The following is a 14,578-nucleotide window of genomic DNA, read 5'->3' as shown; positions in this document are numbered from 1 at the left end:
GAGAAGGAAACGGTCGCCATGCTGCCGATGCGCCCGAAAGAACTGCTCTACGTCCCACGCAACTACACGCATGGTTTCGTCAACACGACAAACACTTTCCGCTACAGGGACACCACGCGGCCCTCGCGGGCCGAACGCCGGGCCGCCTCCAGGACGTCGAGGGCGGCGGCCGCCTCGTGCGCGGTGACCGGGCTCTCGCCGGTGCCGCGCACCGCGGCGGCGACGGCCGCGTAGTACGCCGGGTAGTCGCCGGGCAGCGACTCCACCGGGGTGCCGCCGCCGGTCAGCGGCGACTCGCCCGCGCCGAGCCGGCCCCACAGTTCCTCGGGCTCGGCGCCCCAGACGGCGCCCGGCCCCGGCCGCAGCCCCTCGCGGAGGGCGGTCTCCTGCGGGTCGAGCCCGTACTTCACGAAGCCCGCGCGCTGCCCGAGCACCCGGAAGCGGGGGCCGAGCTGGGCGGTGGTGGCGCTCACGTACAGGTGGGAGCGGACCCCGTTCGCGTGGGTGAGCGCGAGGAAGGTGTCGTCGTCGGCCTCGGCGCCCGGCCGGCGCACGTCCGACTCGGCGTACACCGAGACGACCGGGCCGAAGAGGACGAGGGCCTGGTCGACGACGTGGCTGCCCAGGTCGTACAGGAGCCCGCCGATCTCCTCGGGCGCGCCCGACTCGCGCCAGCCGCCCTTGGGCCGCGGGCGCCACCGCTCGAAGCGGGACTCGAAGCGCTGGACCTCGCCGAGCGCGTCCTCGTCAAGCAGCCGGCGCAGCGTGCGGAAGTCGCCGTCCCAGCGGCGGTTCTGGAAGACCGAGAGCAGCAGGCCGCGCTCCTCGGCGAGGGCGGCGAGCGTGCGGGCCTCGGCGGCGGTCCCGGCGAGCGGCTTGTCGACGACGACCGGGAGGCCGGCCTCCAGGGCGGCGGTGGCGACGGCGACGTGCGTCTTGTTGGGGGAGGCGACGACGATCAGGTCCAGCTCGTCCGCCCCCCGCTCCCACAGCTCCTCGGGGCGGGCGGCGACCCGCACGCCGGGGTGGGCGGCACGGGCCTCGGCGGCCCGCTCGGGGTTGCCGGTGGTGACGGCGGCGAGGACGAGGTCCTCGGAGGCGGCGATCAGCGGGGCGTGGAAGACGGAGCCCGCGAGGCCGTAGCCGACGAGTCCGACGCGGAGCGGGGTGCGGGGGTCGGTGCCAGTCATGCGTGCCACTTAAGCAACGCTGTTGCCAAAGTGCAAGCGGCCGCGACAATGGGGGAGTGAAGAAGGATGTCGTCGGAGTGAACGTGCCGGCCCTGCGCAGCCACAACGCGGCGCTCCTGCTCGACCTGCTGCGCACGGCGGGGGAGACCGGGATCAGCCGCCTGGAGCTGGCGGAGCGGACCGGGCTCACCCCACAGGCCGTCAGCAAGATCACCGCGCGGCTCCGGGCCGAGGGCCTCGCCGCGGAGGCCGGCCACCGCGCCTCGACCGGCGGCAAGCCCCGCACGGTCCTGCGCCTGGTGCCCTCCGCCGCGTACGCCGTCGGCGTCCACCTCGACCGCGACGAGCTGACGGTCCTCCTGACCGACCTCGCGGGCACGGCCGTCGCCCTGCGCCGCCGCCCCGTGGACCTGGGCGCGGGGGCGGGCCCGGTCCTGGACGCGGTGACGGAGGAGGTACGGGCGCTGCTCGCCGATCCTCCCGGAAGCGTCCTCGGCGTCGGGGTCGCCATGCCAGGGCCGCTGGACCACCGCGCCGGGGTGCCCGGCCGGGTGACCGGCTTTCCCGAGTGGGCCGGTCATCCCGTACGGGACGAGCTGACGGCCCGCCTCGGGCTGCCCGTCGTCCTCGACAAGGACACCAACGCCGCCGCCCTCGGCCTCGCCCTGCGCCCCGCCGCCCCCGGCTCCTTCGCCTACGTCCACCTCGGTACGGGCCTCGGCGCCGGCCTCGTCCTCGGCGGCGCGCCGCTGCGCGGGGACAGGACCGGGGCGGGCGAGCTGGGCCACCAGACCGTCCGGCTCGACGGTCCGCCGTGCGGCTGCGGCGGGCGCGGCTGCCTGGAGGTCCTGTGCCTGGCGGCCGTCGCACGCGGCGAACTCGCCGAGGCCGCGCGGATCCTGGGCGTGGGCGCGGCCAACCTCGTCCGGCTCCTCGACATCGACCAGGTCCTCCTGGGCGGCCGGGTGGTGCTGGCCGCGCCGGAGGCCTTCGCGGCGGGGGTACGGGGGGTGCTGGCCGGCCTCGGCCTGGCGACCCCGGTGGGCCTCGCGACCGGACGGGACGCGGTGGCGGAGGGCGCGGCGTGGCTGACGCTGGCGCCGGTCTTCGGGAAGTGACCGGGTGCTGGTCTTCGAAGGGTGACCGGGCCCACCCCCTGGCCCCGGTCTTCGGGAAGTAGACGAAACCCTGGTCTTCCGATCATCGGAAAGTAGGCCGATCGAGCGGATGCGTCGGTCCCAACGGGGGGTGCCCCCGGCGTCGCTGACCCGCCCGTGCCCTTCCGCATGGCAGCGTCTCCGCCGTTCCCATGCCCTCCAGGACCCGGCAGCAAAGGCACCCGCCATGGCACCCGTCCCCCTGCGTCTGCGCGGCGTCCGCGTCGCCGTGACCGTGGCCGCCGCCACGGCCGCCCCGCTCGTGATCGCCGCCCCGGCCCCCGCCGCCCCCGCGCCCGACCCGCCCACCCCCGTCTGCGGCACCCCCGACGACGGCGGCTTCCCGCTGGACACCCGGATCCACGGGGGGCCGGACGACTATCCGGCGGGCGGACCGTTCCAGGGCTGGAAGCTGGACCTCACCAACACCACCGACACCCCCTGCTCGGGTGTCCACCCCGTGCTCGTCCTCACCGACCGCGACCGGGCCCTGCGCCCGGAGCAGATCCGGTTCGAGTTCTACGACGCCGGGTCGGCGCTCTGGCGCCAGGTGACCTTCGAGTCGACCGAGGAAGCCGAGAACGTGGGCGCGTTCACCGGCTTCGGCGGCTTCGCGGTGCCGGCGGGCCGGACGCTCACCGTCCCCGTACGCCTGGCGTTCGAGGCGGGGACGGCGCCCGACGAGGTCGTCGTGAACGCGGCGGTCGTGCAGCGCCAGGGCGAGGACGGCGACTGGGTCGGCGAGTCCGGTGACTACCGCCTGACCGTGGGCCCCGCCGGGCCCGACACCCCCACCGCACCCGCCACGACTCCCGCACCTGCCACGACCCGCGCGCCCGACCCGTCGGCGCCGCCCGCCGAGGAGGCCCGCCCGCCTGCCCCCAGCGCGCCCGCCACCCGGCCCCCGGAGAGCCCCGCCGACGCGCTGCCGGACCGCGAACTGGCCGGTACGGGACGGGAGTCGGAGGGGTACGCACGCGTTCTCGCCCCGCTCGCCGCGGGCCTCCTGCTGCTCGGCGCGGCGTTGGTGCGGGCCGCCCGCCGCCCCCGGCACCGCTGAGCCATGCTCCGTACACCTTCCCGTTCATCCCGGTCTGCGACCATCCCCGGATGAACTACCAGACCAGCCCCGGCGCCCCCGTCCGCTCCGGCATCCCCGAGCACGGCCGCGTCCCCAAGTACTACGCCGTCAAGGCCAAGATCGCCCTGTTGGTCGACGAGTTGGGGGAGGGCGGGCTGCTGCCCACCGAGCGCGATCTCGCCGTCCGGTACGAGGTGTCCCGCGAGACCGTCCGGCAGGCGCTGCGCGAACTCCTCCTGGAGGGGCGGCTGCGCCGCCAGGGCCGGGGCACGGTCGTCGCCGGCCCCAAGCTGGAGCAGCCCCTCTCGCTCGCCAGCTACACGGAGGGCGTGCGCCGTCAGGGCCGCCGGCCCGGCCGCAGCCTGATCTCGCTCGACCGCTTCCCCTGCCCCGAGGCGCTCGCCCCCGAGGTCGGCGCCGAACGGGGCGAGCCCGTCTGGCACATGGAGCGCGTGCTGCTCGCCGACGACGAGCGGGTCGGCTTGGAGAGCACGTACGTCTCCGAGGCCCGCGCCCCCCGCCTGGACACCGAGTTCGACCCGGACTCCTCCTTCTACGCCTATCTGCACGACCGGCTCGGCATCTCCTTCGGCGACGCCGACGAGCGCATCGAGACCGTCCTCGCGACCCCGCGCGAGGCCCTGCTCATCGGCACGCCGCCGGCGCTGCCGATGCTGCTGCTCCACCGCGTCTCCCGGGACACCTCGGGGCGGCCCCTGGAGCGCGTCCGCACGCTCTACCGGGGGGACCGGTTCAGCTTCACCACCCACCTGGGACGGCAGAACTGATCACATGTGAGATAACGGAACAGTAACGGGTCTGGTCCAAGCTTGTCGGTCCGTTCACCGTCCCGTCGTCCACCGGATCCGTCCGGACCACCCGGCCCCGCGACCGTCGACGTCATGAAGGTGATCGTCGTAGGAGCCGGCGTGGTGGGAACCATGCACGCCTGGCACGCAGTGGAACGCGGCCACGAGGTCGTACACATCGAGCGCGAGGCCGAGGCGCGCGGAGCCTCCCTCCGCAACTTCGGCCAGATCTGGGTGAGCGGACGGGCGGGCGGCGAGGAGCTCGACACCGCCCTGCGCGCCCGCGAACTCTGGGAGGGCATCGGCGCCCGCGTCCCCGGCCTCGGCTTCCGGGCCATCGGCTCCCTCACCCCCGTGCGCGGCGAGCTCGAACTCGCCGTCGCCGAGGCCGCCGTGGCCCGCCCCGACGCCGCCGCCCGCGGCTACAAGCTGCTCACCGCCGACGAGGCGCGCGCGCTCAACCCCGCCCTGCGCGGGGCGTTCGAGGCCGCCCTGTGGTGCGAGCGGGACGCGGCCGTCGAACCGCGCCTCGCCCAGCTCGCCCTCCGCGAGGCCCTCCTCGCCACCGGCCGCTACACCTTCCTGCCGAACCGCGAGGTCCGGGACGTCGTCGGCGCCAACAGCAATGGATGCAGCTCCGTCCGCGACGACCGCGGCGAGACCCACACCGGCGACGCCGTCGTCCTGTGCACCGGAGCCTGGCTCTCCGGCCTCGTCCGCGAGGTCGCCGGCGAGATACCGGTCCGCCGGGTCCGGCTCCAGATGATGCAGACCGCCCCCCTCGGCGAACCCCTCACCACCTCCGTCGCCGACGCCGACTCCTTCCGCTACTACCCGGCCTACGCGTCCCCCGCCCTCGACGCCCTCAACGAGGGCCAGGCACAGGACCCGACCGCCGCCGCCCACAGGATGCAGCTGCTCATGGTGCAGCGGCTCGACGGCGGACTGACCATCGGCGACACCCACGAGTACGAGCACCCCTTCGCCTTCGACACCCTCGAAGACCCCTACGAGCACCTCACCCGCGTCGTCGAGTCCTTCCTCGGCCGCCCGCTGCCCACGATCCGGCGCCGCTGGGCCGGGGTGTACGCCCAGTGCGTCGACACCAGCCGGGTCGTGCACCGCCAGCGGGTCCGCGACGGCGTCTGGCTGGTGACCGGACCCGGCGGCCGCGGCATGACCTGCTCGCCCGCCATCGCCGAGACGACCGCGAACGAACTGGGCTGGTGAACCCGATGAACCGCATGACCGACATGAACCTCGTCGTACTGGACATGGCGGGCACCACCGTCGCCGACGGCGGCCTCGTCGAACAGGCCTTCACGGCCGCCGCGGAACGCCTCGGCGAAGACCCGGCCACGATGATCGACTATGTCCGCGCCACCATGGGCGAGTCCAAGATCTCCGTCTTCCGCCACCTCTTCGGCGGCGACGAGACCCGCGCCCAGGAGGCCAACCTCGTCTTCGAGACGGCGTACGGAGAGCTGGTCTCCGGCGGACTGATCGCCCCCGTCCCCGGGGCGGCCGAGGCGATCGCCGACCTCCGCGAAGAGGGCCGGGCGGTCGTCCTCACCACCGGCTTCGCCCGGATCACCCAGGACGCCATCCTCGACGCCCTCGGCTGGCGGGACCTCGTCGAGCTCACCCTCTGCCCGGCGGACGCCGGCGGCCGGGGCCGCCCCTACCCGGACATGCTCCTCGCCGCCCTCCTCCGTACCGGAGTCGTGGACGACGTCCGCCAGGTGGCCGTCGCGGGCGACACCTCGTACGACATGCTCAGCGGCGTCCGCTCCGGCGCCGGGATCGTCGCGGGCGTCCTGACCGGCGCGCACGACGAGACCGCGCTCAAGGAGCACGGCGCCACGCACGTCCTCGCCTCGGTCGCGGAACTGCCCGGCCTGATACGGGAGTACGAGGAGCACGGCGCATGACCAGCGGCATCCGCTTCGACGGCGTCACCGTCACGTACGGCGGCAACACCGTCCTCGACTCCCTCGACCTCACCGTCGAGCCCGGCGAGGTCATGGCCCTCCTCGGGCCCTCCGGCTCCGGCAAGACGACCGCGCTGCGGACCGTCGCCGGATTCGTCCGGCCCGCCGCCGGACGGGTGCTCATCGGCGACCGCGACGTCACCGCACTCCCGCCGTACAAGCGGGGCATCGGCATGGTCGTCCAGCAGTACGCCCTCTTCCCCCACCTCAGGGTGGACGCCAACGTCGCCTTCGGTCTGAAGGCCCAGAAGGTGCCCAAGGGCGAGATCCCGGGACGTGTCGCCGACGCCCTGGAGATGACCGGCATGGCGGCCTACGCCCGGCGCCACCCCCGCGAGCTCTCCGGCGGCCAGCAGCAGCGCGTCGCCATCGCCCGCGCCCTCGCCATCCGCCCCCGGGTCCTCCTCCTCGACGAACCGCTCTCCGCGCTCGACGCCCAGCTGCGCTCCGGGATGCTGGCCGAACTGGCCCGGCTCCACCGCGAGCTCCCCGACGTGTCGATCCTGTACGTCACCCACGACCAGGTCGAGGCGCTGACCCTGGCCGACCGGATCGCCGTCATGGACAGGGCCAGGCTCCAGGACTGCGGCACCCCGCAGGACCTGTACCGGCGGCCCCGCACGGAGTTCACGGCGTCGTTCGTCGGGAACGCGAACCTGCTGCCGGTCCAGGTCGGCGCCGACGGGGTCGCCTTCGCCGGCACCGACCTGAAGGTCCCGGTCTCCGGCGCGGCCCCCGGCTCCACCGCCACCCTCTGCGTCCGGCCGCACCTCGTGGGCCTCGGCCCCGGGCCGAACGCCCTGAACGGGCGGATCACCGAGGTCCAGTGGCGCGGGTCCACGCACCGGCTGTACGTGGAAGTCGGCGGACACCGCGTCAAGGCCGACGTACGGGAGCTGCGGGAGACGCCGGCCCTCGGGACCGAGGTGACGGTGCACTTCGCGCCGGACGACGCGGTGCTGCTGGCGGCGGGGGTCTCCGATGGCTAGCCCCGGTGCGGGTCTCATGGAACGGCAGGCGGCACCGGGGGTTGTGCCCACCCGTTCCGCCCCTGGCGGACGATTGCCCACAACGGTGCTCTGGTCCCTGCCTCCCGTCGCCGTCCTCGCCGTCGTCTTCCTCTACCCCCTCGCCCTCGTCGTCCAGGAGTCCCTCGCTCCCGGCGCCTACGCCGAGGTCTTCTCCTCCCCGTCCTTCCGCGACGCGCTCGTCACCACCGTGTGGCTGGCCGTCGCCTCCACCGCCGGCTGTCTGGTCCTCGGGTTCGTCCTCGCGCTCGTGATCGCGTTCGTGCCCTTCCCCGGCGGGAAGGCGGTGTCGAGGTTCATCGACGTCTTCCTCTCCTTCCCGTCCTTCCTGATCACGCTCGCCCTGCTGTTCCTCTACGGCACGGTCGGCATGGCCAACGGGATCTGGACGGACGTCACCGGCGACCCGGCCGGCCCCTTCCGGTTCCTCAGCACGCCGTGGGGCGTGCTCCTCGCCGAGATCACGTACTTCACGCCGTTCGTGATGCGGCCGCTCCTGGCCGCGTTCTCGCAGATGGAGACCGCCCAGCTGGAGGTGGCGTCCTCGCTCGGCGCCCGCCCGCTGCGGATCGTCCGGCAGGTGATCCTGCCCGAGGCGCTGCCCGCGCTCGCCGCCGGCGGCAGCCTCGTCCTCGTCATGTGCCTCAACGAGTTCGGGATCGTCCTCTTCACCGGCGCCAAGGGCGTCACGACCCTCCCGATGCTCGTCTACTCCAAGGCGATCCTCGAATCCGACTACGCCGCCGCCTGCGTCGTCGCCGTCGTCAACGTCGCCCTGTCGGTCGGCCTGTACGTCCTCTACCGGGGGGTGAGCCGCCGTGCTGGTGCATAGCCGTACGGGCAGGTGGACGGCCTGGGCCCTGTTCGCCGTCCTGTTCGTCCCGCTCTTCGCCCTGCCCCTCCTCGTCATCCTCGCCGCCTCGTTCTCCACGCACTGGTCCGGCGCCTTCCCCTCCGGACCCACCACCGCCCACTACACGGCGGCCGTGCGCGGGGAGTCCCTCCAGGCGCTCACCACCAGCCTGGTCACGGCCGTCACGGCGAGCGCGGTCGCGCTGACCGTCGGCACCTGGGCCGCGCTCGCCGCGGCCGCCCTGGGCAAGAGGGGCAGGAGGATCCTCAACGCCCTGTTCATGCTGCCGGTCGCCGTGCCGTCCGTGGTCGTGGGACTCGCCGTCCTCGTCGCCTTCTCGCAGCCGCCGGTGCTCCTCAACGGCACGCGCTGGATCGTGGTCCTCGCGCACACCGTCCTCGTCACGGCCTTCGCCCACCAGTCGGTCTCGGCCGCCCTCCGGCGCCTGGACCCGGTGTACGAGCAGGCGGCGGCCAGTCTCGGCGCCCGCCCCTCGTACGTACTGCTCCGGGTGAAGCTGCCGCTCCTGCTGCCGTCCCTGACCGCGGCCGCCGGGCTCTGCTTCGCCCTGTCCATGGGGGAGCTGAGCGCCACGATGATGCTCTACCCGCCGGACTGGACGCCGCTGCCGGTGCTCGTCTTCACCGCCACGGACCGCGGCTCCCTCTTCACCGGCTCGGCGCTCGCCGTGGTCCTCATGGCCGCGACGCTCCTCGTGCTCCTCGCCGTCTCCCGCATCCGCACCAAAGCCTCGTACCGCTGAGTCCCCGAGTCCTCTGAGCCCTCTGATCCCTCTGAGCCCTCCAGGAGAGAACAACGTCATGCTTACGTACGCCAAGCCGGTCGCCGCCGTCACCGGGGCCCTCGCCCTCGCCGCCACCCTCACCGCCTGCGACGGCTCCTCCGCCGCCTCCGACGAGAAGGTCGTCACCGTCTACAGCGCCGACGGCCTCAAGGGCGAGGCGGGCGACGGCTGGTACGACAAGGTCTTCGCCGACTTCGAGAAGCAGACCGGCATCAAGGTGAAGTACGTCGAGGGCGGCTCCGGCGAGATGGTGCAGCGCGCCCTCCGCGAGAAGAGCAACACCCAGGCCGACGTCCTGGTCACCCTGCCGCCCTTCATCCAGCAGGCCGGCTCCAAGGGGCTGCTCCAGTCGTACGAGCCGAAGGGAGCCGACCAGGTCGACGGCGGCGACAAGTCCGGCGACGGCACCTGGACCTCCGTCGTGAACAACTACTTCGGCTTCGTCCACAACGAGAAGGAGCTGCCCGCGGCCCCGAAGACCTGGGAGGAGCTGCTCGACGCGAAGTACAAGGACAGGCTGCAGTACTCCACCCCCGGCGTCGCGGGCGACGGCACCGCCGTCCTCATCAAGGCGATGCACGACTTCGGCGGCAAGGAGCCGGCCATGGAGTACCTGAAGAAGCTCCAGGCCAACAACGTCGGCCCGTCCTCCTCCACCTCCAAGCTCGCCCCCAAGGTGGACAAGGGCGAACTCCTCGTCGCCAACGGCGACGTCCAGATGAACTTCGCCCAGGCCAAGTCCATGCCGAACCTCGGCATCTGGTTCCCGGCCAAGGACGGCGGCAGGCCCACCACCTTCGCCCTGCCGTACGCCGCAGGCCTGGTGAACAAGGCCCCGCACACCGAGAACGGCAAGAAGCTCCTCGACTTCATGCTCGGCGAGGGCGCCCAGCGCGAGGTCAGCGCGATCGGCGGCGGCTTCCCGGCCCGCAAGGACGTCAAGGGCACCGACGCCAACGCCATCGAGCTGGCCAAGCTGATGGAGGGCGTCGAGGTCTTCGAGCCGGACTGGGCCGACATCGACAAGAACCTCGCGGCGTACGTCGACGCGTGGAAGTCCGCGACCGGAAGCTGATCGGCCGCCGATCGGCCGCCGATCGGCAGCCAAGAGTTCACCGTACGCCCCTGGAACGCCTCCGCATGTAGCGGAATGATAACGGGTACGGACCAACGCCCCTGAGGAATCAGGGGCGTTGCCGTGCCCCGACCACTTCTACGGAGGACTCCGACATGCCGATCGCCGGCATCCCCCGCCGCACCGTGCTCGCCGCCGCCGGTGCCACCGCGGCCCTCGCCGCCACCGGCCTCGCCACCGCCCCCACCGCCCGGGCCGCCACCGCCCCGACGCTCCCGAACGGCACCAGCCAGGACAAGGTGCTCTTCGTCGGCATGGACGGACTGCGGTACGACCGGATCGACGCCGCCAAGGCCCCCACCCTCAAGTCCCTGATGGCGAACGGCACCTACGGCCGCTCCCTGCTCTACGCCAACCCGATGGCCGCGACCTCCTCCGGCCCCGGCTGGTCGACCATCTCCACCGGCGTCTGGCCCGACAAGCACGGCGTGAAGGACAACACCTTCACCGGCCGCAACTACGGCCAGTACCCCGGCTTCCTCGCCCGCCTGAACCAGGTCCGCCCCGAGCTCTCGCTCTTCGCCGCCGTCGACTGGCCCGAGCTCGACACCTACGGGACGGTCACCCCCGGCGCCGACGCCAAGCTCGTGTACGACAACGACTACGCGGTCAACGACCTCACGATCACCGCCATCACCGAGGACGTCCTCCGCAACCAGAACCCCGACGTCCTCTTCGTGTACTTCGGCGAGACGGACGAGATCGGCCACAGCTACGGCGCCGCCAGCCAGAAGTACCTCGACGCCATCGACGTCCAGGACGGCTACCTCGGCCGGCTCCTCGCCGCGATCCAGGCACGCCCGACCTACGCCACCGAGCGCTGGACCGTCGTCGTCGCCACCGACCACGGCCACACCGACGCCGGCGGCCACGGCGGCTCCACCATCGAGGAGCGCCGCACCTTCGTCCTCGCCCAGGGCCCCGGCATCGCCGCCGGCGCCCGCCCCATCGACACTCGGCTCGTCGACGTCGCCGCCACCGTCTTCCGGCAGCTCGGCATCGTCCCCGACCCGGCCTGGGGCCTCGACGGCAAGCCGATCCAGCAGCGCTCCACCGACCCCTTCGACACGCTCTACCCGTCCCTCTCCGGACGCGTTGACGAGACCGGCATCCCGACCGGTGTCCTCGGCTTCACGCACACCGCGCCCAGCGGCTGGTCCGTCATCAACAACGCCATGGGCACGGGCGGCATGACCGAGTGGCGCGGCTGGTCCTTCGCCACCGACGAGTTCTGGTCCCGCGCCCAGCGCGACCAGTCCCGCGAGCTCAACGTCCGCGCCCGCGGCGTCTTCGCCGTCGCCGACTCCGACGAGTGGGCCGACAAGTCCTTCTCCGGTACGTACGACTCGACGCTGGTCACGCCCGCGTACGGCGTCTCCGGCGCGTCCCGGGTGACGCTCGACTTCACGACCCTCTACCGCCAGGAGGGCAGCCAGACCGCCCAGGTCCTCGCGAGCTTCAACGGCGGCACTCCCACGCTCGTCAAGAGCTACACCGCCGACGTCGTCTCCCAGCCCCAGTCCCTCACGGTCGCCGTCCCCGCCGGCGCCTCCAACGTGAGCTTCCGCTTCCGGTACACCGGGTCCAACAACTGGTACTGGACGATCGACGGGGTCAAGATCAGCACATCCTGATTACGCTGGGGGGCGTCGCCACAGCGCTGTCGCGGCGCCCCCAGCACACCGCACGTCCCGTGCGTGCATCTGTACGGCAGGAGTCCCGCACCCATGGCAGAGCGCAAGCCGATCGAATCCTGGCTGACCGACATGGACGGCGTCCTCATCCACGAGGGCGTGCCGATCCCCGGCGCCGACGCGTTCATCAAGAAGCTGCGGGAGACCGGGAAGCCGTTCCTGGTCCTCACCAACAACTCGATCTACACGGCCCGCGACCTGCACGCCCGCCTCGCCCGCATGGGACTCGAAGTCCCCGTCGAGAACATCTGGACCTCGGCCCTCGCCACCGCCAAGTTCCTGGACGACCAGCGCCCCGGCGGCACCGCGTACGTCATCGGCGAGGCCGGCCTCACCACCGCGCTGCACGACATCGGCTACGTCCTCACCGACCACGACCCGGACTACGTGGTGCTCGGCGAGACCCGCACGTACTCCTTCGAGGCGATGACCAAGGCCGTCCGCCTCATCAACGCCGGCGCCCGCTTCATCTGCACCAACCCCGACGAGACCGGCCCCTCCCTGGAGGGCCCGCTCCCGGCCACCGGCTCCGTCGCCGCCCTCATCACGAAGGCCACCGGCAAGGAGCCGTACTTCGCGGGCAAGCCCAACCCGCTCATGATGCGCACCGGCCTCAACGCGATCGGCGCCCACTCCGAGTCCAGCGCGATGATCGGCGACCGGATGGACACCGACATCCTGGCGGGCCTGGAGGCGGGCATGCAGACCTTCCTGGTCCTGACCGGTCTGACGACCCAGGCGGAGATCGACCGCTTCCCGTTCCGCCCGTCGAAGATCGTCCCGTCGATCGCGGACATCGTCGACCGCGTGTAAGGGGCTCCCGGGGACGTTCCCTGCGGATGCGAGAAGCGCCGATCCGGGTGACCCTGCCAGTATCAGGAGGTCACGATGCGTTCAGCTCCCATTGCTCTCCGTGCCGCAGGGGCGGCCCTGGTGCTCGTCCTGGCGCCGGCGGCCGGCGGCGCGTACGCCCACGACGGGGTGAAGGCCACCGTCACCCCGTCCACCGCCTCGCCCGGTGCCGACGTCGATGTCCGCGTCCAGGGCTGCAAGGGCACGACCGGCGCCGCCACGTCCAAGGCGTTCGTCGCCGACGCGGAGCTCACCGGCCGGGACGGCGGGGGCAACCCGCTGTTCGGCGACACCACCATCCGGTCCGGTCTTGAGGACGGCACGTACAAGGTCGCCGTGACCTGTGACGGGCACGACCACCGGGACGTCGGCACCGTGCAGGTCCGGCGCCACCAGGAGCCCACCCACCGGCCGACGCACCACGCGACCCCGATCGCCCCCGTCCGCGCCGGCGGGGGAGGCACCGCCGCCTTCGCCGCGCCCGCGGCCCCCGGCGTCGCCCAGACCACCTCCGAGAGCGGCCTCGGCACCCCGTACACCCTGCTCGGCCTCGGCATGGCCGCGATCGCCGCCGTCGCGGTCGCCTTCCGCAGCTCCCGCCGCGGCGCCGACCCCGGCGGCGACGGCATCGGCGGCGACGGGGAGTGACCATGTCGTCCGGCACCCGCCCGGCGGGCACCGGGCGCTTCGTCACCGGCCTGGCCTGGGCGGTCCTGCTGTCCGGGCTCTGGCTCTGGGGCCGCGACGCCACCGAGGGCCCCGGCGGCGGCTCCGCGCCGACCACCGGGGACATCGCCGCCGTCGGCCGCCCCTTCGGCGTCGCGCTGCCCCCGGCGCACGCCCCGCTCCCGCCCCTCGAACCCCGGCGGGTCGAGATCCCCTCCCTGGGCATCGGCGCGCCCGTCGTGGCGCGCGGCCTGGACGACACGGGAGCCATCGACCCGCCGCCCTTGGAGATGCCCCGCACGGTGGGCTGGTACGGCGCCGGCACCCGGCCGGGCGCGGCCGGCGCCGCCCTCCTCGTCGGCCACGTCGACACCGAGACCCGTCCGGCCGTCTTCTACGGCCTGAGCGCGGTCCGCCCCGGCGCGAAGGTCCGCGTCACCCGGACGGACGGATCGGTCGCCGAGTTCACCGTTGACGACGTCCAGGTCCTCCCGCGCGAGGACTTCGACCCGGCCGAGGCCTACGGCGCCCACGACCCCCGCCGCGCCGAGCTGCGCCTGATCACCTGCGGCGGAACCTTCGACCGGGCGGCGGGGACGTACACGGCGAACGTGGTGGTCTCGGCGTACCTGACGGGGACGGGCGCCTGAGGTCGTCCCCCCGTACCGGCTCCCGAGAAAGACCAAGGCCCCTCACCATCGGTGAGGGGCCTTGACTCTGCGTGCGCCGCCAGGGACTCGAACCCCGGACCCGCTGATTAAGAGTCAGCTGCTCTAACCAACTGAGCTAGCGGCGCCTGCTGACAGAGAGAACTCTACCTGACGTGAGGGTGTGCTCCTGACCAATACCGATCGCCTCCGGCCTGTCGGATGGTCGTATGGGGTCGTTGATCCGTCAAAATGCGATTTGTCCAGACAGTTGAGACACTGACGCCCGAAACGAGGGTCCAAAAGATCTTGACGAGTGTGGAGGGGAATCGCATGAGCGTGCCGGTCTTCGAGGAGTTCGAACCCGCGACCGACTGCGGCTGCCCGGGCTGCGCCCGGCAGCGGCGTGACCTCGCCCTGGGCCTGCCCGTCCGGGCGGGCGGCCACCCGGCGGCACACGGCGCCCGCCGCGCGCTGGTCCTGGTGACGGCGGCGGGCGTGGTCCTGGGCGGAGGCGGGACCGGAGCGGCGACGGCCCTCACCGGCCCGTCGGGCCCGCTCGCCCCGGCGGGAACGGGCCGGGCGGACCCGATGGGAACAGGTCCGGCGAGAACGGGCCCGGCGGAGGCGGACCCCGCGGTCCTGCCGGAGCAGGCCACGACCCGGTCCG

At 73.0% G+C, this 14,578-nt stretch carries 14 protein-coding genes, 1 tRNA gene and 1 pseudogene; 14 read left to right on the top strand and 2 right to left on the bottom strand.

Going from position 1 to position 14,578, the window contains the following annotated elements:
• Nucleotides 1–101: 101 nt before the first annotated feature.
• Complete coding sequence (locus ABZ318_RS35595) at nt 102–1,190, bottom strand: Gfo/Idh/MocA family oxidoreductase (RefSeq protein ID WP_356906566.1); 1,089 nt, start codon at nt 1,188–1,190, stop codon at nt 102–104.
• A gap of 56 nt (nt 1,191–1,246) precedes the next feature.
• On the opposite strand from ABZ318_RS35595, the gene ABZ318_RS35590 reads away from it, so the two are divergent.
• From ABZ318_RS35590 to ABZ318_RS35530, 13 genes are all read left to right on the top strand, one after another.
• Entirely contained in the window at nt 1,247–2,308 is a 1,062-nt protein-coding gene (locus tag ABZ318_RS35590) for an ROK family transcriptional regulator (protein WP_356906565.1), read from the top strand.
• Between the two features lie 226 nt (nt 2,309–2,534).
• Nucleotides 2,535–3,407, top strand: coding sequence for a hypothetical protein (locus ABZ318_RS35585; RefSeq protein WP_356906564.1), 873 nt, complete (start codon nt 2,535–2,537; stop codon nt 3,405–3,407).
• 50 nt (nt 3,408–3,457) lie between these two features.
• Complete coding sequence (locus ABZ318_RS35580) at nt 3,458–4,216, top strand: GntR family transcriptional regulator (protein WP_356906563.1); 759 nt, start codon at nt 3,458–3,460, stop codon at nt 4,214–4,216.
• A gap of 114 nt (nt 4,217–4,330) precedes the next feature.
• Nucleotides 4,331–5,467, top strand: a complete 1,137-nt coding sequence (locus ABZ318_RS35575) for a TIGR03364 family FAD-dependent oxidoreductase (protein WP_356906562.1) — start codon at nt 4,331–4,333, stop codon at nt 5,465–5,467.
• Between the two features lie 5 nt (nt 5,468–5,472).
• Nucleotides 5,473–6,168, top strand: a complete 696-nt coding sequence (locus ABZ318_RS35570) for a phosphonatase-like hydrolase (RefSeq protein ID WP_356906561.1) — start codon at nt 5,473–5,475, stop codon at nt 6,166–6,168.
• On the top strand, nt 6,165–7,217 hold the full coding sequence (locus ABZ318_RS35565) for an ABC transporter ATP-binding protein (RefSeq protein ID WP_356906560.1): 1,053 nt from the start codon (nt 6,165–6,167) through the stop codon (nt 7,215–7,217). Before ABZ318_RS35570 ends, ABZ318_RS35565 begins: the two co-directional genes overlap by 4 nt.
• Nucleotides 7,210–8,088, top strand: coding sequence for a 2-aminoethylphosphonate ABC transporter permease subunit (locus ABZ318_RS35560; RefSeq protein WP_356906559.1), 879 nt, complete (start codon nt 7,210–7,212; stop codon nt 8,086–8,088). Before ABZ318_RS35565 ends, ABZ318_RS35560 begins: the two co-directional genes overlap by 8 nt.
• Nucleotides 8,075–8,872 (top strand): ABC transporter permease subunit, encoded by a 798-nt coding sequence (locus ABZ318_RS35555; RefSeq protein ID WP_356906558.1) that lies wholly within the window; start codon nt 8,075–8,077, stop codon nt 8,870–8,872. The genes ABZ318_RS35560 and ABZ318_RS35555 overlap by 14 nt, the downstream gene beginning before the upstream one ends.
• A 58-nt stretch (nt 8,873–8,930) precedes the next feature.
• Entirely contained in the window at nt 8,931–9,989 is a 1,059-nt protein-coding gene (locus ABZ318_RS35550) for a 2-aminoethylphosphonate ABC transporter substrate-binding protein (RefSeq protein ID WP_356906557.1), read from the top strand.
• A 155-nt stretch (nt 9,990–10,144) separates the two neighbouring features.
• The gene (locus ABZ318_RS35545; RefSeq protein WP_356906556.1) at nt 10,145–11,683 is read left to right on the top strand and encodes an alkaline phosphatase family protein; all 1,539 of its coding nucleotides are present in this window, start codon (nt 10,145–10,147) and stop codon (nt 11,681–11,683) included.
• A gap of 93 nt (nt 11,684–11,776) precedes the next feature.
• A complete protein-coding gene (locus ABZ318_RS35540; RefSeq protein WP_073807786.1) occupies nt 11,777–12,556 on the top strand; it encodes an HAD-IIA family hydrolase in 780 nt (259 codons plus the stop codon).
• Between the two features lie 75 nt (nt 12,557–12,631).
• On the top strand, nt 12,632–13,243 hold the full coding sequence (locus tag ABZ318_RS35535; protein ID WP_356906555.1) for a hypothetical protein: 612 nt from the start codon (nt 12,632–12,634) through the stop codon (nt 13,241–13,243).
• A 2-nt stretch (nt 13,244–13,245) separates the two neighbouring features.
• A complete protein-coding gene (locus ABZ318_RS35530; protein ID WP_356906554.1) occupies nt 13,246–13,911 on the top strand; it encodes a class F sortase in 666 nt (221 codons plus the stop codon).
• Nucleotides 13,912–13,983: 72 nt separating this feature from the next.
• Here the strand turns inward: ABZ318_RS35530 and ABZ318_RS35525 are convergent.
• Nucleotides 13,984–14,057 (bottom strand) — tRNA-Lys (locus ABZ318_RS35525).
• 184 nt (nt 14,058–14,241) lie between these two features.
• On the opposite strand from ABZ318_RS35525, the pseudogene ABZ318_RS35520 reads away from it, so the two are divergent.
• A pseudogene (locus ABZ318_RS35520) lies at nt 14,242–14,578 on the top strand (hypothetical protein); the annotation flags it as partial.

It is taken from the genome of Streptomyces sp. NPDC006197, from assembly GCF_040613865.1.
Classification (GTDB): Bacteria; Actinomycetota; Actinomycetes; order Streptomycetales; family Streptomycetaceae; genus Streptomyces.
The sequence above is the reverse complement of the archived record's forward strand: the minus strand, read 5'-3'. Positions and strand labels throughout refer to the sequence as shown.

Coding starts and splice junctions, on each gene's coding strand:
- ABZ318_RS35595 (WP_356906566.1), bottom strand. CDS start 1,190: ATGACTGGCACCGACCCCCGCACCCCGCTCCGCGTCGGACTCGTCGGC.
- ABZ318_RS35585 (WP_356906564.1), top strand. CDS start 2,535: ATGGCACCCGTCCCCCTGCGTCTGCGCGGCGTCCGCGTCGCCGTGACC.
- ABZ318_RS35580 (WP_356906563.1), top strand. CDS start 3,458: ATGAACTACCAGACCAGCCCCGGCGCCCCCGTCCGCTCCGGCATCCCC.
- ABZ318_RS35575 (WP_356906562.1), top strand. CDS start 4,331: ATGAAGGTGATCGTCGTAGGAGCCGGCGTGGTGGGAACCATGCACGCC.
- ABZ318_RS35570 (WP_356906561.1), top strand. CDS start 5,473: ATGAACCGCATGACCGACATGAACCTCGTCGTACTGGACATGGCGGGC.
- ABZ318_RS35565 (WP_356906560.1), top strand. CDS start 6,165: ATGACCAGCGGCATCCGCTTCGACGGCGTCACCGTCACGTACGGCGGC.
- ABZ318_RS35560 (WP_356906559.1), top strand. CDS start 7,210: ATGGCTAGCCCCGGTGCGGGTCTCATGGAACGGCAGGCGGCACCGGGG.
- ABZ318_RS35550 (WP_356906557.1), top strand. CDS start 8,931: ATGCTTACGTACGCCAAGCCGGTCGCCGCCGTCACCGGGGCCCTCGCC.
- ABZ318_RS35545 (WP_356906556.1), top strand. CDS start 10,145: ATGCCGATCGCCGGCATCCCCCGCCGCACCGTGCTCGCCGCCGCCGGT.
- ABZ318_RS35540 (WP_073807786.1), top strand. CDS start 11,777: ATGGCAGAGCGCAAGCCGATCGAATCCTGGCTGACCGACATGGACGGC.
- ABZ318_RS35535 (WP_356906555.1), top strand. CDS start 12,632: ATGCGTTCAGCTCCCATTGCTCTCCGTGCCGCAGGGGCGGCCCTGGTG.
- ABZ318_RS35530 (WP_356906554.1), top strand. CDS start 13,246: ATGTCGTCCGGCACCCGCCCGGCGGGCACCGGGCGCTTCGTCACCGGC.